At 55.4% G+C, this 16,759-nt stretch carries 19 protein-coding genes and 3 tRNA genes; 10 read left to right on the forward strand and 12 right to left on the reverse strand.

The window, feature by feature from the left end; genetic code table 11:
- The first annotated feature begins 42 nt into the window (after positions 1-42).
- A complete protein-coding gene (locus HQL76_11500) occupies positions 43-2,199 on the forward strand; it encodes a PAS domain S-box protein (protein MBF0109792.1) in 2,157 nt (718 codons plus the stop codon).
- A gap of 60 nt (positions 2,200-2,259) precedes the next feature.
- On the opposite strand, the gene HQL76_11505 is transcribed toward HQL76_11500, so the two are convergent.
- Together HQL76_11505 and HQL76_11510 are read right to left on the reverse strand one after the other, a co-directional pair.
- Positions 2,260-2,730 carry a DsrE/DsrF/DrsH-like family protein gene (locus tag HQL76_11505; protein ID MBF0109793.1) on the reverse strand — a complete coding sequence of 157 codons (471 nt, stop codon included), beginning with the start codon at positions 2,728-2,730 and terminating at the stop codon, positions 2,260-2,262.
- A gap of 12 nt (positions 2,731-2,742) precedes the next feature.
- Entirely contained in the window at positions 2,743-2,970 is a 228-nt protein-coding gene (locus tag HQL76_11510) for a sulfurtransferase TusA family protein (protein ID MBF0109794.1), read from the reverse strand.
- A gap of 332 nt (positions 2,971-3,302) precedes the next feature.
- On the opposite strand from HQL76_11510, the gene HQL76_11515 reads away from it, so the two are divergent.
- Positions 3,303-3,905, forward strand: a complete 603-nt coding sequence (locus HQL76_11515) for a hypothetical protein (GenBank protein ID MBF0109795.1) — start codon at positions 3,303-3,305, stop codon at positions 3,903-3,905.
- Between the two features lie 71 nt (positions 3,906-3,976).
- Here HQL76_11515 and HQL76_11520 read toward each other — a convergent pair whose 3' ends face one another.
- The 3 genes from HQL76_11520 to HQL76_11530 all read right to left on the reverse strand — a co-directional run bounded on the left by HQL76_11520 (position 3,977) and on the right by HQL76_11530 (position 8,049).
- Positions 3,977-4,534: a DUF3576 domain-containing protein gene (locus HQL76_11520; GenBank protein ID MBF0109796.1), complete on the reverse strand. Its 558-nt coding sequence runs from the start codon at positions 4,532-4,534 to the stop codon at positions 3,977-3,979.
- Positions 4,535-4,709: 175 nt separating this feature from the next.
- Positions 4,710-6,062, reverse strand: coding sequence for a hypothetical protein (locus tag HQL76_11525; protein ID MBF0109797.1), 1,353 nt, complete (start codon positions 6,060-6,062; stop codon positions 4,710-4,712).
- A 631-nt stretch (positions 6,063-6,693) separates the two neighbouring features.
- Positions 6,694-8,049, reverse strand: a complete 1,356-nt coding sequence (locus HQL76_11530; GenBank protein ID MBF0109798.1) for a hypothetical protein — start codon at positions 8,047-8,049, stop codon at positions 6,694-6,696.
- A 670-nt stretch (positions 8,050-8,719) separates the two neighbouring features.
- On the opposite strand from HQL76_11530, the gene pyrR reads away from it, so the two are divergent.
- The 8 genes from pyrR to HQL76_11570 all read left to right on the forward strand — a co-directional run bounded on the left by pyrR (position 8,720) and on the right by HQL76_11570 (position 13,539).
- Positions 8,720-9,268, forward strand: a complete 549-nt coding sequence (gene pyrR / locus HQL76_11535) for a bifunctional pyr operon transcriptional regulator/uracil phosphoribosyltransferase PyrR (protein MBF0109799.1) — start codon at positions 8,720-8,722, stop codon at positions 9,266-9,268.
- Between the two features lie 43 nt (positions 9,269-9,311).
- Complete coding sequence (locus tag HQL76_11540; protein MBF0109800.1) at positions 9,312-10,283, forward strand: aspartate carbamoyltransferase catalytic subunit; 972 nt, start codon at positions 9,312-9,314, stop codon at positions 10,281-10,283.
- A gap of 4 nt (positions 10,284-10,287) precedes the next feature.
- Complete coding sequence (locus HQL76_11545; protein ID MBF0109801.1) at positions 10,288-11,577, forward strand: dihydroorotase; 1,290 nt, start codon at positions 10,288-10,290, stop codon at positions 11,575-11,577.
- Positions 11,574-12,515, forward strand: a complete 942-nt coding sequence (locus HQL76_11550; GenBank protein MBF0109802.1) for a dihydroorotate dehydrogenase electron transfer subunit — start codon at positions 11,574-11,576, stop codon at positions 12,513-12,515. Before HQL76_11545 ends, HQL76_11550 begins: the two co-directional genes overlap by 4 nt.
- Entirely contained in the window at positions 12,515-13,033 is a 519-nt protein-coding gene (locus HQL76_11555) for a hypothetical protein (protein MBF0109803.1), read from the forward strand. Before HQL76_11550 ends, HQL76_11555 begins: the two co-directional genes overlap by 1 nt.
- 176 nt (positions 13,034-13,209) lie before the next feature.
- Positions 13,210-13,286, forward strand: a tRNA-Pro gene (locus HQL76_11560).
- Between the two features lie 22 nt (positions 13,287-13,308).
- Positions 13,309-13,384 (forward strand) — tRNA-Arg (locus HQL76_11565).
- A 79-nt stretch (positions 13,385-13,463) separates the two neighbouring features.
- Positions 13,464-13,539: transfer RNA gene (locus HQL76_11570), tRNA-His, on the forward strand.
- A 48-nt stretch (positions 13,540-13,587) separates the two neighbouring features.
- On the opposite strand, the gene HQL76_11575 is transcribed toward HQL76_11570, so the two are convergent.
- From HQL76_11575 to HQL76_11605, 7 genes are all read right to left on the reverse strand, one after another.
- Positions 13,588-13,860: a type II toxin-antitoxin system RelE/ParE family toxin gene (locus HQL76_11575; GenBank protein MBF0109804.1), complete on the reverse strand. Its 273-nt coding sequence runs from the start codon at positions 13,858-13,860 to the stop codon at positions 13,588-13,590.
- Positions 13,857-14,129 carry a ribbon-helix-helix protein, CopG family gene (locus tag HQL76_11580; protein ID MBF0109805.1) on the reverse strand — a complete coding sequence of 91 codons (273 nt, stop codon included), beginning with the start codon at positions 14,127-14,129 and terminating at the stop codon, positions 13,857-13,859. Before HQL76_11580 ends, HQL76_11575 begins: the two co-directional genes overlap by 4 nt.
- A gap of 72 nt (positions 14,130-14,201) precedes the next feature.
- Positions 14,202-14,432: a BrnA antitoxin family protein gene (locus tag HQL76_11585; protein ID MBF0109806.1), complete on the reverse strand. Its 231-nt coding sequence runs from the start codon at positions 14,430-14,432 to the stop codon at positions 14,202-14,204.
- 135 nt (positions 14,433-14,567) lie between these two features.
- The gene (locus HQL76_11590) at positions 14,568-15,080 is read right to left on the reverse strand and encodes a periplasmic heavy metal sensor (protein ID MBF0109807.1); all 513 of its coding nucleotides are present in this window, start codon (positions 15,078-15,080) and stop codon (positions 14,568-14,570) included.
- Positions 15,077-15,394, reverse strand: coding sequence for a hypothetical protein (locus HQL76_11595; GenBank protein ID MBF0109808.1), 318 nt, complete (start codon positions 15,392-15,394; stop codon positions 15,077-15,079). Before HQL76_11595 ends, HQL76_11590 begins: the two co-directional genes overlap by 4 nt.
- The gene (locus HQL76_11600) at positions 15,381-15,998 is read right to left on the reverse strand and encodes a sigma-70 family RNA polymerase sigma factor (protein ID MBF0109809.1); all 618 of its coding nucleotides are present in this window, start codon (positions 15,996-15,998) and stop codon (positions 15,381-15,383) included. The genes HQL76_11595 and HQL76_11600 overlap by 14 nt, the downstream gene beginning before the upstream one ends.
- A 138-nt stretch (positions 15,999-16,136) precedes the next feature.
- Entirely contained in the window at positions 16,137-16,583 is a 447-nt protein-coding gene (locus HQL76_11605; protein ID MBF0109810.1) for an EF-hand domain-containing protein, read from the reverse strand.
- Positions 16,584-16,759 lie beyond the last annotated feature (176 nt).

Consider the following 16,759-nt stretch of genomic DNA (forward strand, 5'->3'; position numbering starts at 1 on the left):
CCTGGACAATTATCAATATTTTTTCCCGGAGGGGAGTTTTCAATGAAGAAAGTAAAGATCGGCACCAAAATAATGCTACTGGTGGGAATGGCCATTCTTCTGACCCTGTCGGGCCTTCTTTTTTTTCATATTCGACACCAGGAGGAAAGCATCCTCGAACACAACCGCCGCGCTCAATTACAAATGATCGATACCGCCATTCAAGGACTCAAAACCGTCATGCTTTCCGGTTCGGCCCGCAATGCCCAACTCTATGCCGATTCCTTGAAAATGGTTCCAGAAATCGTCCAGTTTCAAATACTGCGTACCGATGGCACCGAAGCCTTTCATGACAACCAAACCATCGATGCGGTCAACCAACAAAACAACCACCATCCGTTTCCCCGAAAACCACGTCAACAGTCGGTGCCAATCCTCTCCAAGAATGATCCCGATCTTCTCAAAGTGCTCTCAAGCCATGAGACCACTTTCCATGATCATGTCGATCCCCAGGGACACCGTCTTCTGACCTTTCTCGCGCCCATCCTGTCCGACCCCTCCTGCCATGATTGCCACGACACTGCACGACCGATTCTGGGATTGATCCAATTGACCACCAGCCTCGATCCCGCTTTGAAATCGATCGCCACCACCGGAAAATTCTCGGCGCAACTGTCGTTACTGGCATTCATCATCATGATGGCAATCATCCACTTCGGCATGCGCCGACATCTGGAAATTCCCCTGCAAGAGGTCTGCCGCACCATGGAACGGGTCCGCGACGGCGATCTGAACCAGAGGGTTGCAACACAGGAAAGCCTGGAACTGGAATCGGTCGGAGAAACCTTCAATCACATGCTCTCCCGGCTTCAGGAAAACTATCAGTTGATCGGCAGGAATGAAACCCGTCTCTCCACCATCATGGACAATGTCAACGAAGCCATCATCACCACCGACAAACAGGGAATCATCCGCACTGCCAATCGGGCAGTCGCCGACATTTTTCTCCACTCTTCCGAGGAGTTGACCGGAAAACACGTCAACATTCTGATCCCTGCCGATTTTCGCAAGGAGCTTCATACGATGATCGCACGGTATCTTTCCTTTCATGAACACCACGTCCAGAACCGGATCGACCAGCATCTTCGGGGAGAGGTAATGGCCAACCGCGAGTTTCCAGGAGAACGAAAGGATGGCAGTCGTGTTTTTCTCGAATTGTCCATCACCCATGTACGCATGGGCGAGGAGATACAATTCATCACCACCGCGCGCGACGTGACTCAACGAAAGGAATCAGAAGAAAAACTTAAAAGATATTCAGAGCAACTCGAAACCATGGTCACCGAACGGACCCGGCAACTGGTACACGCCGAACGGTTGGCGACCCTGGGAACCTTTTCCGCCGGCATGGCCCATGAAATCAACAACCCCAACTCCTTCATCGCCGGCAATATCTATTTTCTCAAACAATTCTGGCACGAAGCCCGCCCCATCCTCGAACGATCGCTCAACCGGGAAAATCTGCCGCGTCTCAGTGCCTTTGTCGGGGAAGTGGATCATACCCTCGATGAAATCATGATCGGATCACAACGAATCTCCAAGATTGTCGATAGTCTGAAAACATACTCCAAGGGGGGAGTGGAAACCGATCGCATCTGCTGTCGCGTCATCGACCCGATCAAGGATGCGGAAATCCTCCTCAACCACCGCCTGAAAAAAGGATTCCGCCTGGAATTCGACGTTGCTCACGATTTGATGATCTATTGTGACCGGCAACAAATGTCACAGGTGTTCATCAACCTGATCAACAATGCCATGGATGCCCTGGAAACATCTCATACCCGGGAAAAACAGATCATGATCCAGGGCCACCTTCGGGACCGACACCTTTGGATCGCCGTCATGGACAACGGACCCGGAATTCCTTCCACCCTGATCGACAAGATTTTCGACCCCTTCTTCACCACCAAGGGAAAAACCAAAGGGACCGGTTTGGGACTGGCCATCGTCGATGGCATCATCAAGGATCATTTCGGCCAGATCAGCGCCCATTCCCCCGCAACATCGGCGCCGATGGCGACGGAATTTCTGATCGTGTTGCCGACACAGGAACTCTACCAGGAACAATTGGAGAAAAAAAAGTCGGCGGGAGAAAACAATGAAGGAACGGGAATCGTGACACGACAACCACGGCAACACAACAAGGGGAACAATTCATAGCCTCGGAGAGGAGGATTCCGGAACGAGGACAACCACTTTCCGGAATCCCGCAGTCAAAAATCAGATGAACAGGGTAATATCGGCATCCTGCGCAATTTCGAAGAACCGGGCAGCACCGGCAAACTCCAGGCCGTCGATCAACTCGGAATGTTTGAAATCGAACAAATCGACCGTCATTTGACAGGCGATCATCTTGACATCCGCTTCCAGAGCCATTTCCAACAGGCTGTCGATGGTCGCCACCCCTTTGCTCGACATTTTCTGTTTCATCATGACGGTGGCCATGGCCTCCATCCCGGGAAGGATCTGGACCAGGACCGGCATGGGGACCGGCATGGGCATGCCCGGGTTGCCAAGGGGAGAAATTTTAAGATCTCGCTCCTTCTTGACGACCTGGAGTCCATAGAAGGTCCAGAAAATGGTCACGTCATAGTCGAGCGCCGCGGCGGTCGTGGCAAGGATCAACGGTGGATAGGCGAAATCAAGGGTCCCCTTGGTCGCGATGATCGCCAGCTTTTTTTGATTGGCCATGATCCCGCTCCCTTATCCGTTTTTCTGGATTTCGTAATAGAAAACGCCGTTGTTTTCGGAGGCCTTGACCAGTTTGTTTCCGGTTTGGGCACAGAAGGACTCGAAGTCCTTGGCGGAGCCGGGATCGGTTGCTTCGATGGCCAGAATCTGACCGTCCGTCATCCCCTTCAAGGATTTTTTGGCGCGCAAAATGGGCAGGGGACAATTCAATCCTTTGGCGTCAAGGGTAGCGTCAGCCATGTTTTTTGACCTCCAGATCGGTTTTCGCGGGAGTTTGTTGGAAAAATTTGTTAACCTTTCACTTTTTCCGGCTTGAGTCTCAAGCCGGAGTGTCCTTTTCGGCCCATGCATTCCGCGACCCGAACGGACACGATAAAAAGTCCATTGTGCATGTTTTGCCGTCCTCTGCCAAGGATTGTTTTTCAGTTGCCCCGTTCGCGCCAACCCGGTCGTCCCTGGATGGATTTACTTGTGACCCTTTGCCCAATCCATCTGGAAATGCGCCACGAAAAGACCTATCCTTCCAGACGGCTGATCCCAAACCTTCCCTCTCGAACCCCGACGATGTCATCATGACCGCCATCCTTATCCTTCTGCTGATTCTGGCCATCGTCTTCTGGCTTCTGTTGCGCCTGCGCCGCATGAGAGAACGCCTGGTGGACCAGGAACTCCCTCCCGACAAAACCACCATCCTTGTCGGTCTGTTTTACACCCTGAGTCGCGCCTGCATTCAGCATTACCGGGATAAAAATTACTATCCACGGACCATTACCGGCACGGAAGGTTCTCTGATGGAACTGGGTTATCTCAAGGAAGACACCCTGGCCAAAATCACTTCCGCCACCAAGCTGTTTTCCATCGCCATCTCCGATCGGGCAGGATTCGGCATTTGCCTGGCGCATACGCCCGCCACCATGGCCAACGAAATCATCGGTCGCATCCGGGAAAACGATTGGCCAGGCACATTCGTCGATTACAAGAACGGACAGTTCGCCCCCCTGGAAACACCGGTCACCCGCGCCATGGTCAATCTGACGCTTCCTCTTCCCGTCCAGCCGGTGGGAACCAAACCGGTCATTCTTGAAAGCACGGAACCGGCGAAAAAAACGCCAGAGGTCATCTTCGACGATGACGCGGATGAGGAAGAAACGGAGGATGAAAAGAAGATGGATTGATGTTCGGGAAGAGATAAAAAACGACCCCCCCTCCCCCAGACCCCTTTTTTCTTTCAATAACAAGACCCGCCCTAAGGGCGGGCCTCTTCCGCCAGTTTCCTGATCTTCTTGGCAATATGGTCTCCCATGGTCGGATCGGCGGCAACATCCTCCCACACACCATTTCTCAAGGATTGTTTGAGAACAGCCACCTTGACCTCCCCGTAAGGATCCCTGCCCGACACACGAATATTAAGACGATACCGATCATTATTGTTTTCCGGATCGATCTTCCAATCGGTACTGACCAACCCCCCCTCGCGACTGGCTACCTGAATCGGCAATCCCAAGGCGACATCCAAGGCCCCGGCAAACAATTTGTCGGCACGAACTTGCTCCTTGCGCTTGCCCGAACCTCGGCCCAAAAGCCCCCCTTCCTCACTGCCAAAACTGAACAGGCTTTCGCTCCCCGCTTCATGCGCCGAATTGGGTGACCCGCTCTCCTTGGCGTCATCAAGTTCCTTCTTGTGGCCAAATTTGGCCAATGGATGCTCATCCAGCTTGTTGCGACTGGTCCAAACATCCTTCGAGCAACCCGCCACACCCCATGCCAGAAGGGCAACAAAAATGATTTTAATCGTTCCTTTCATGATTTTCCTGTCACGTTCAAGGTTTCGGAATTTTTTCCACTTTATCAGAATCCCGCGAAACCGCCAATGATGTCGTTAATTTTTTATCCATCCGTTGCAAAATCAATAAAAAAAAGGGGGTGACCCCGCAGAGCCACCCCCTTTTGTCGATGCAACCTTGGCGCTTGAAAAATGTTCAGAAGGCCATCTTGATGCCCGCCTGAGCATAGAAAGCACCATCTTCGTCGGTCCGATTGATCCCCTCGGGGCTGACCACCGCCGCTTCCAACAACAAGGTGGTGTCCTTCTGGATGTCGGTGGAAAGGAGCAGACTGCCACCCGTCGCCGAATCCCAGGTGCCGCCCGTCTGGGCCTCGGTCACTTCGGCATAGTCGATCATGGGGTTGATGGTCCAGCCCATCGCCTTGATTTTCAGACCGACACCGATACCGGTCATGTTTTCGCTCGGAGAGGTGTTGGTGCCGGCACCAATGGCAAAGTTGTTGAGCAGATCGATACCATTGGGTCCGGATTGATCCCAGGTCGCCGACCACACCATGTTGTCGTTGGTGATGTTGTTGAAATCCTCGGAGGCGACAAAGCCGTAGGCGTTCCACTCGCCAAAACTCAGGTTTCCGCTCAACCGCAAAGCACCAAGAATGCCGGAGCTGGACCACAGGTTGGAAATCTTGGAACCGGTGGCATCCTGCGACAGGTCGTAGCCATCTTCATAGATCAAGGTACCGACGGCGTTGACATAACCCAGTTTGCCACTCATGGTCAGAGCCGCCCAGATGTTGCTCGCATCGGTCGTGGTGCAGGTGGTCGCGCCACAGACAGTCTCCAGAACTTCCATGAAATCGGAAGCTTCCTGAAGGTCGGCATAGGCCAGGGTAAAGTTGTAATCAGCCAGACCCACCTTGCCAAAGAGGCTCAAGGCCCACAGGTTGGCATCATCACTGTCGGCGCCTTTGGTGGCTCCGTCATTGGCGGCGGTGCCGGCGTTCACGTCTTCATTGATGCGAATGTTGCCCAAAACCGCCGTCACGTTGCCAAACGTCTTGGAAAGCAACAAGCCACCGTTGGCGGAAGTGTCATCACCCACCAGGATGCTGTCGTTCAACATCAAAGGCATTTCGCCAAACTTGATGCCAATGCCCCAGGCTTCGGTTTCCAACCACATTTGCCGGATTTCCCAGGGGTCGGCCAGATTGACGACGTTGGAAACCTGGGTGTTGGACACGCCACCCGCAGCGCCCGTGTCGGAAGAAACCGAGCCCAGATCGGCCCCTTCGATCACCGCCGAATCGAGGACCATGACGCGCATGTGGGCATGGCTTTTTTCCGAGGCGATCATGTCGGCGTTCAACATCAGTTCATGAACATACCCCTCGCCACGATCCGCCGGGGCCACTTCATCCACCATATTGGCATCATACATCTGCCACCGGCCCATGTACCCCCCTCCCAGTTTGACTTCACCGGCGTCGGCGGAAGGAATCCAGGCAGCGGCAACAGCGGCCAAACCAAGAATCAACGTTTTCTTCATCAGCTTTTTCCTTGTCGAAAGAGTCTGTTTCCGGATATCCCGGATCGAATGTCACTGAATCCCAAGGGATTTACAGGTGACGACATCTCAATGGGATGGAACGCGACCGATCATGCCCCAAAGTCAAACCCATCTCCCACACATCGGCCAGGAACCATCGACACTTGCCACACATACTGTCATAGGTACTTGCAAACCAGAGGCCAACAATCAAAAGCAACGATCAATGAAAGAAAACCGATTGAATTCATTGAAATTTTACAAGTGGCTCCACATGTTGCCAAATAAACACACCCTGTCATAATCCTGCCACAAACGCATGAAAAACAGGGGCTGCCCAATGTTGCATCAGCAGTGCATTCGATTCGGGCATCATGGCGTTCTTTACGGCATTATTTTTGACTTTTTTGTGAAAACAATAAAAAATGCCTTTCTATTCAATGAAAACAAAAACCAAAAAGATTTGACGCAAAGACCAGATTCCAGGAGACGATTGCCGCTAAAACCGACCTCTCCATCCATCAGCGCATGTTGCATATTAGCATCATTTCCCAAAACAAGAAAAGGGGCGGCGATCGCTCGCCACCCCTTTTTGGTCATACCTTGCGAAACGGTATGTCAATCAAACCGATCAGAAGTTCATCTTGATGCCCGCCTGAGCGAAGTAGGCGTTGTCCTCGTTGGTAATGTTGATTCCTTCGGGATTCACCATTGCCGCTTCGAGCAGCAGGGTGGTGTCCTTTTGAATCTGGGTCGAGAGGAGCAGGCTGCCACCGATCGCGGAATCCCAGGTACCGCCCGTTTGCGCTTCGGTCACTTCGGCGTAGTCCAGGTTGGGATTGATGGTCCAGCCCGCCGCCTTGACCTTCAGCCCAACGCCGATGCCGGTCATGTTTTCGCTGGGGGAAGTATTGGTGCCACCGCCCGTCGCGAAGGTATTGAGAAGATCAATGCCACCCGGTCCACTCATATCCCAGGTCGGAGACCACTCCGCACGATCGTTGGTGATGTTGTTGAAATCCTCGGAAGCGACAAAGCCGTAGGCATTCCATTCACCGAACCCGGTAGCGCCACTCAAGCGCAACGCACCGAGAATGCCGGAACTGGACCACAGGTTGGAAATCTTGGAACCGGTGGTGTCCTGCGACAGATCATAGCCGTCTTCGTAGATCAAGGTGCCGACGGCGTTGACATAACCCAGCTTGCCGCTCAGGGTCAGAGCCGCCCAGATGTTGCTCGCATCGGTGGTGGTGCAGGTGGTCGCGCCGCAGACGGTTTCCAGGACTTCCATGAAGTCCGACGCTTCCTGGAGATCGGCATAGGCCAGGGTGAAGTTGTAGTCGGCCAGACCCACCTTGCCAAAGAGGCTCGCGGCCCACAGATTGGCATCGTCACTGTCGGCGCCCTTGGTGGCGGCGTCATTGGTGGCGGTGCCGGCGTTCACGTCCTCGTTGATCCGAATGTTGCCAACGACAGCGGTGATGTTGCCGAAGGTTTTGGAGAGCAGCAGACCGCCATGGGAGGAGGTGTCATCCCCGACAAGGATCTTGTCGTTGAGGGAGATCGGCATTTCACCAAACTTGATCCCGACGCCCCAGGCTTCGGTTTCCAACCACATCTGACGGATTTCCCAGGGATCGGCCAGATTGGCCACATTGGAAACCTGGGTGTCGGCAACACCACCCGCCGCACCCGTGTCGGAAGAGGCGGAACCCAGATCCGCACCTTCGATCGCGGCTGTGTCGAGGACCCGGACCACCATGTGGGCATGGCTTTTTTCCGAAGCGATCATGTCCGCTTTCAGTTGCAGACGATGGACATAACGCTCGCCGGTATCGGCAGGCGCCACTTCGTCGGTCATGTTGGCGTCATACATCTGCCAACGGCCCATGTAATAACCACCCAGTTTGACTTCACCGGCGTCGGCCAGAGGAGCCCAGGCAGCGGCGGCCAGAGCGGCCGCACCAAGAATCAATGTCTTCTTCATGCTTCTCTCCTTAGTTTTAGATCCCGCTCCCGGAGTCTCCGGAAACTTCGTCTGTCCACCTTAACTCGAAAAATCCGTGTGCAAAAACCCGAACGCAATCAACAAAAACTCTCGACAGCGACTATTCTTTTCGTAATCCAAAACCATCCCCTCGATCCGGCAACCCGCAAGGCCCCAGCACGCAGTCCTGCGGACGTTGTCTGGCCTGTTTACCACACTGTTGCCGAATCGCAACAACCCCATGGGATGCCTTATAAACGAACTTCGAGATTCCGTCAAGAAAAAAAATACGCCGCTTCAATCCTCGAAGAACCGGCCCCTCCTCGTTTCAATCGAAAAAATTCTTTATTTTCCGTTATCGAAGGGCGCCTCCAGGGCATCTGCCCGGAGATTGTGCAACACCGGGGCCAGATTTGCTTAACAAATGGATAATTTTAATATCATATTGTTTTTAAATGATTTTTAATATATGTCCCACTGTTGCGCCTTTGCATCGACTGTCCTGCCCGTGCGACAGCCGGGTGGCGGTGTTGCTTTTCCGCCATTCCCATGGGAAGAAAGAATGAAGTATGATGGGGCACGCGGTTCATTGTCATGATCACTCAGGCGGTCCGATCGTCTCGAACGGACGGTACGATCCGCCGGATATCCGGGGGGAAGGATCGAGTTCATGTCCAAGGATCAACCAATCGTCGTGTTGTCTCCCCAGGAAACCTTGGTCACCCTGGACACCCTGGCTGACCGCCTCGCCCAATCGATTGCCCGTCCCGAAAAACGGGTGGTCGTGGGAATACGCCGCGGGGGCGCGTTGGTGGCGCGAATGCTTCGCGAACGGCTCAACCGCCTCCTCGACCACAACCTTCCCCTGGGCTTCCTCGACATCTCCTTCTACCGCGACGACCTCGACACCGTCGGTCCCAATCCCGTCGTCGCCCCGACCGATCTGGAAATGGATCTCGACGACAAACGGATCATCCTGATCGACGATGTCCTTTTCACCGGACGCACCATCCGGGCGGGACTCAATGCCCTCTTCGACTACGGTCGTCCCGAACGGGTCGATCTGGTGGTCCTGGTCGATCGGGGATGCCGGCAACTTCCGATTCAACCCGACTTCGCCGGAGTGGTCCTGGAAGCGGGACGCAACGAAACCGTCAAACTGGTCGAAAGTCCCGAAGGGTGGATGGTGGTCCTGAAACACATTACCAAAGCGTCATGATTCCGACACAAGTCTTGCAAAAGGACTTCATGGAAACAATCGAATGGCAACCGCGATGAAAGCCAATCTCTGGAATCGAAAACACCTGCTCAGCATGCGGGATATCGGACGGGGAGAAATTCTTTCCATCCTCGATACCGCCGCTTCGTTTCGTGAGGTCAACCACCGCGACATCAAAAAAGTCCCGACCCTGCGCGGCAAGACGATCATCAATCTGTTCTACGAAAATTCGACCCGGACCCGAACCTCCTTCGAACTGGCGGGCAAAAGGATGTCGGCGGACGTCATCAACATGAGCGTCGCCTCCAGTTCGGTCAAGAAAGGGGAAACCCTGATCGACACCTTGGCCACCCTTCAGGCGATGAATCCCGACGTCGTCGTGGTCCGTCATTCCGAATCGGGGGCCCAGGAGTTTCTTGCCAGAAATCTCAACGCCGCCATCATCAACGCCGGTGACGGACGCCATGCCCATCCCACCCAGGCCCTCCTGGACATCCTCACCATCCACGACCACCTTCCCATCATGGGCCGCGAGGATTTTCAGGGACTCAAGGTGGCCATCTGCGGTGACATCCTTCATTCCCGGGTCGCCCGCTCCAATGCCCAGGGCCTGGCGACCATGGGCGCCCAGGTCCGTTTCGTCGGACCGCCGACCCTGATGCCGTCGAAAGTGGAAGAGGCGTTCAATGTCAAGGTTTTCCACCACATGGAAGAAGGAATCGAAGGGGTCAATGTCGTCATGATGCTCCGTCTGCAACAGGAACGGATGGCCAAGGCCTACATTCCGAGCGTCCGCGAATATTTCCACTATTGGGGACTGACCCGGAAACGATTGGCCCTGGCTTCGGAAACCGCCATCGTCATGCATCCCGGACCGATGAATCGCGGGGTGGAGATCGCCTCGGAGGTGGCGGACGATCTGGAGCGTTCGGTCATCCTGGAACAGGTGGCCAATGGTCTGGCCATCCGCATGGCGGTCCTCTACCGCCTGTGTACCCCCGGATCGAGGAGTTGAAATCATGGCCGCGGAAACATCCTGGTTGATCAAGGGAGGCCGCGTGATCGATCCGGCCAATGGTCGGGACGAAACGGCCGATGTCTGGATCCAGGAGGGGCGCATCATGGAGGTGGGCCGTCCGGAAGTCCCCGGAGACTGTCGCATCATCGACGCCGATGGCCTGGTCGTGGCCCCGGGCCTGGTGGACATGCATGTTCATCTGCGCGAACCGGGCTACGAATACAAGGGAACCATCGCCAGTGGCACCCTCTCGGCAGCGGCGGGCGGAGTGACTTCGGTCGCCGCCATGCCCAACACCCGTCCGGTCACCGACGATCCAAGCGTGGTGGGCCATGTCCTGGAAAAGGCGCGAGTCGGCGGATTCGTCAACGTTTTCCCCATCGGCGCCATCACCAAAGGGCTCAAGGGGGTGGAACTGACCGAGTTTGGCTTGATGCTCGAAGCAGGATGCGTCGCCTTCTCCGATGATGGGGCGACGGTGGCGGATACCGGGGTCATGCGCCGGGCGCTGGAATATGCCCGGGCCTTCGGGGCGCTCCTCATCCAGCACGCCGAAGATCCAAGCCTTGTGTCGGGTGGCTGCATGAATGAAGGGGTCACCTCCAGCCGCCTCGGATTGCCGGGAATCCCGGCGGAATCGGAATCGATCATGGTGGACCGGGACATCCGCCTGGTGCAACTGACGGGAGGACGCTACCATGTCGCCCATCTTTCCACCGCCGGCGCCCTCGAAGCGGTGGCGGGGGCCCAGGCCAAGGGATTGGCGGTCACCTGCGAAGTGGCGCCGCATCACTTTTCCCTGACCGAGGAGGCGGTCAACGGCTATGACACCTACGCCAAAATGGCCCCCCCCCTGCGCAGCGAATTCGACAGAAACGCCCTCCTGGAAGGATTGGCCCGTGGCACCGTCACCGCCATCGCCACCGATCACGCCCCCCACGACGAAGACAGCAAAAAAGTGGAATTCTGCTGTGCCGCCAATGGTGTCGTCGGTTTGGAAACACTCCTTCCCGTCAGTCTGGAGCTGGTTTCGGGCGGTGTCATGACCTTGTCGTCGTGCCTTTCCCTCATGACCTGGAAACCGGCGCGTCTTCTGGGGATCCGAAGGGGAGAACTGACCCCGGGATTCGCCGCCGACGTGGTCCTGTTCGACCTGAACGAGGGATGGCAGGTCGATTCGAATCGACTGCACGGCAGCGCCCGCAATACCCCCTTTCATGGACGCCGGGTGCGGGGACGGGTCAAAAAAACCCTCGTCGGCGGTCGGATCGTCTTTGAGGAAGGACAGTGATTTCCTCCCTGGCCCCCTGTCACATCCTGGCCCGGGTCCGCGAAAACCGCCCCCTGGGCGATCGTTTTTTTCTATTGATCCTGGAAGCCCCGGAAATCGCCTTGCGCGCCACTCCGGGTCGGTTTCTCCAGGTGGACTGTGATCCATCACTGACATTGCCGCGTCCCTTTTCCATCATGGCGGTCGATCGCGAGGGGGGGACGGTCGCAGTGTTCTATAAAGTCGTGGGGACGGGGACACGATTCATGCAACAGTGGCCTTCGGGGACCAAGGTTTGGGTCCTGGGTCCCCTGGGATCCTCCTTTTCCCCGCCGCCGCCTGGACGAACGCCATTGATGGTGGCGGGCGGCGTGGGATTGGCGCCATTGCGTTTTCTCGGGGAACGCTTGTCACAAGGAAACAATGACAGGCCCCTGCTGTTATGGGGCGTGGAGGCGGAAACGATTCCCTGGGCCACAACCGCGCCACGCCTGAAATTTCCCGAAGATCCGATCACCCATCCGGTGGCCCTGGCCTGGGAGGAAGAACAGGGTATCGTTTCGCGCCTGGCCTCCCTGAAGGAACGGGATGGTTTTTTCCACGGACGGGTTGGTGATCTTCTCGACCGGATCCTGGCCGGCATCCCTGATTCGGGATCAAGATTTTTTCTCTATGTCTGTGGTCCCTGGGCCATGATGGCGGCGGTGGCGCAAACGGCAGCCCGTTGGCATATTCCGGGAGAGGTTTCGCTGGAAGGGACCATGGCCTGTGGTTTTGGCGGTTGCGCCGGATGCGCGGTCCCGGTATATCAGGAAGAAAACAGGGAAAACGAATGGCGTTACGTCCGTAGTTGCACCGAAGGCCCGGTTTTGCCCATGGAGCGGATCGTGTGGCACACACACCGGCATCCGGACACGATGGCTGCAACAAAGAAGGGGAAAGGAGATCCGAGTCTCTGATGCGTACCTTTTCATTGATGCTGTGTTCCTTTTTCCTGACCCTTGTCGTCGGAACAAGTCCGGGTTTTGCCGACGAAAAAGCCTCCCTGCGCCAACCTGCCTACATCAGCAACGCCTACTTCTCCGACAAAATGGTGGAACAGGGCGACGCGGTTCAACCCACTTCGGTCGTCAAATCGCTGCAACCACGATCACGCGGGGTGGCGGGATATTTCATTCTCGATCTTGTCCTGACCAGTTCCGGCTCACACCATTTCAAAGTCAACATTTTCGATCACAAGGGAGACAAGGTCACCGATCTGGACTTTCCCCCGGTCCAGGCCCGCAAGGATGATACCCTGCCACTCTATACCGCGGCGGGTGGGCTGTCGGGGGCGTTTTTCCCTGGATTGTGGTTCTTCAAGGTTTACGATCAGCTCGATGGCGGTCTGTGGGATCACCTGGGCACTTTTTCCATCATGATGATCGCTCCCGATGCCGAAAAAGAAGAACAGCCGTTGCAACCCAAGAAACTGTGATGTATCAAGAACGGTGATGCGGCTGGATATGAATCTTTCATGGATGCGGCCTTCCTGATCCCCATTCTTCCCCTTCTTTTTCCAGGGATGCCGCCGGTCGCGGAGAATCGCGAGGGCGTGGGGAAGCGATCCGTAAAAAAATTGTCGTGGAGGACGTCCTGTTCCAACGGATTTCCCGGGGTGTAGCGCAGTCTGGTAGCGCATCGGCTTTGGGAGCCGAGGGCCGGAGGTTCGAATCCTCTCACCCCGACCATCTTCCGATGGTGGCTTGACCAGCGCCCGTGGCTCAAAGGATAGAGCAACGGCCTTCTAAGCCGTGGGTTGCAGGTTCGAGTCCTGCCGGGCGCGCCAGGTCCGTGTCCTTCGATGATCGTTGAAAAAGCTGTTTCTCGCCCCTTGGGTATGGTATGGTATTCACCGCTTGGTCATGGCGAACGTAGCTCAGTCGGTAGAGCCCCGGATTGTGATTCCGGTTGTCGCGGGTTCAAGTCCCGTCGTTCGCCCCAATTGTTACAGACCGTAAAAATTGTTTGGAGTTCGATCGGGCCAATGAGTCACCAAGATCGGGAGGTATGAAGAACTCTAAGAATGATGACTTTTTTACCGATGACTTTGTAAGGAACGAGGTAGGGGCCATCGGTAATCACCAGTTCCCGTGTTCCTGGTACTCTACCCGGCCTTCCTTGGGCCGGAAATTCTTTTAGTTTGGCAACTGATTCCCTTATCCGAGTCGCGACAACTTCAGCCGCTTTGGAATTGCGCTGGTCGATATATTGGCGGACGTTTTCCAAGTCCAAAATCGCCCTTTTATACCAAACCAACTTCATCGGGACAGTTCCACTTCATCCTCGGAACCCCAGGATGCCAGCCAGTCATCTACCTTTCCATGCTCAATGAAATCCTCCTCGGAAGCGGTCTCCACTTCCTGGACGGCTTCCTGGATGGTCTGAATCTGCCAAGCCTCTTGTTCCAGGTATTGGCGCAGGGCCTCATTGGTCAGGAATGATTGGGTCCTTCCAGTGGATTCGACCAACTTTGACAGGCCGTCTTTCAGGTCATCACTGATGCGCACACTTAAGAGTGAAGTTCCTGGCATGGACTTTTCCTATTATCTGTCATACAAGGTATGCTTTGTATGATGATCGTAGCCGGTAATTTACTGTTGGAATTACAGTAATGACTTAACGTGAGCGTCCCTGTACGCCTTCAAAACGGCGTTGATCCTGGTCTGATAACCTTTTCCCTGGGATTTAAACCAGTCCAAAACATCCCCATCAACGCGCACGCTCAATATTTTTTTCTTGGAGACCGGCTTCAATCCCTGCCTGACAACACCTCGGGCAAAAGCTTCGAGGGTAAGCTCGGGAGAATCGGAAAAATCAATCTCCGCGTCGCTCATCGAATCAAACCGGTCCCAATCCGTCTGGGATTTGTGCATGTTTCCGGATGTTGATTGCACGTTTTTGCTCGTCCCATTCAAAAACCATGTCGTCCATTTTATCGACATGATGTCAATACATCAACAAGAAATAGGTCATTCGCTGCGCTCTGCCCGCGATGAACAGGCAGCGCCTCTTCTCATTCCACCCCTTCCGCGCCCCATGGAATGACCGCGAGGAGCCGCCAATCGTTCCCGTTCTTGGGGCGTCATAAAGGCTGCCGTTTCGACCAGGATTCGATGCAAGAGTTCCTGGGATTCATGGGTTGTCCGCCGCAGTTCGCCCAGGGACGCAGTCAGTGTCGGAGCGTCCCATGGTTCGCCTGTCAATGCGTCACGGACCTTCTTCTGGGCTGCATGCACCTCGCCATAAGCGGTGTGAATCCGGGATTCATTGCGTTCAAGTACCGCCATCGCCCTGGGATTTTCCCCTGTTTCCATCCGCAGCATGCCGTATCCCATCATCATGGGACCACCGGGAAGATGCCTTGGCCCCACCATGGTATCCTTTCTGAAATTCGTGGCGACGAGCCACCCTCCCAGAAAACAATTGATCAAAAGGGAAAGGAACAAAACGATCAGTAACCGGCGTTGTCGGTCGAGGATCACTGCCAATCCTCCTGCTCCGGTCCAAATACAAGGATCATGATATTTTCCCTGGAATCGTCCGCGAGCGGTTCCGCGGGAGTGGTTGTCCCCAGGGCAAAACCGATAAAGGCCGAACAGAGCAGCACCGTTGCGGGCTGCCACAAGGGGCCAAAGGGCCACCACCAGATGCGTTGCGATTGCGGTTGCGCCACCAGTTCGAGCACCCGGGCGCGCAGGGATGCCGAAGGATTTTCCGGTGGCATATCCTGAAGCAGCCGATCCATTTCCAGGTCGGTCAAACGTTTCATCCGCCGGGGCGCCTCAGGGACCGTCATGGCCATTCCCCACCAATGCGTCATGCCAGGGGGCAAGTCGTTGTCGCAGACCTTCGCGGCCTCGCGCCAGAAGCGACGCCATGGCCTCCTCGCCGATATGCATGACCGACGCCGCTTCGCCGACATGCAATCCCAACATGTTGACAAGTACCAGAGCGGTCCGTTGCCGCAACGGCAGCAGGGCCAGCGCCTGGTCGAGGATTTTTCTGCGCTCCGACTGTTCGTACAGGGCCAAAGGCGACGCACTGGAAGGGGCGGGAAGGGACGCGATCTCTTCGTCGATCCATGCACCCTCCTCCATCCGGCGCTGGTACGCACGGAGACGATCGATGCACAGGTTATGGACAACACGGAACAACCAGGTGCCGATTCGTGCTTCCCCGGTCCAGCAGGATGACTGTCGCCACAGCCGAATGAACGCCTCCTGAGCCACCTCTTCCGCCTCCTGATGTTGGCCCAACATTCGTTTGGCCAACAACAATACCCGTCCCAACTGACGATCGACCACTTGTCTCCAGGCGGTTGCATCATTGGCCGCCACCCGTGTCATGATCAAGGCATCCGCCCGAAGTGCGTCATCGTCGGTATTTTTATTCCGGGGCATACGTTTTTCTTGTGGACGCCGTTATCGTGGCTAATCGTGACGCCCCCTGCGGTTTCAATTTCATGGATGGGTTGGAAATTGTTTCTCTTTCCCGGACCCATCCATGGAACGAAAAGCGATATCGATCCGGATCATCACCTATCGCATACCGAATGGTTGCCGGCATCCGGGACGCATCCCTGGATCGCCGAAGGCCACCGTTGCTTCGTTTCCCTGGCCCATGGTCGCGGCAAGGGGTGGAGGAACAAAATCCACGAATTCCGTTTTGGACAACCGTCCATCTCCATCCCGATCCATGATGGCCCACATGCGGCCATGTCCCATGCCCCGGCCAAACCGGGGAAAAGCAAACCGTTCATCAATCGTCAAATAGCCGTCTCCGTTGCGATCGGCCATCGTGAATCGTTGTGTCCTCATGGTGATGACCTCATCCCGTGTCACCGTCTTGTCGCGATTGATGTCGCAATTGCGCGGACACGCCCAAGCGACCGGGTTTGGATCGACCGGGGCTGATTGTAACATCCCAGGGACCGGAAGGATCAGGGCCAGAGTGCCAAAGGTCCCGAAAAATCGTTTGATGTTCATGGCGGATCTCCTTGTTCGTGTGAATCGGGCCTTGATTGGCCCCTTATTCATTGATACGAACAGAAACTTTTTTTCCGTCGCGACTTTGCAAAATAATTTGTAACTGCCCAGGTACCCCCAGGGCCCAGAATTATTGAAAGAAAAAAGGGGTCTGGGGGATTGCCCCCAGGGTTTTG

The sequence above is a fragment of the Magnetococcales bacterium genome (genome assembly GCA_015228815.1).
In the GTDB taxonomy this organism is placed as follows: Bacteria; Pseudomonadota; Magnetococcia; order Magnetococcales; family UBA8363; genus UBA8363.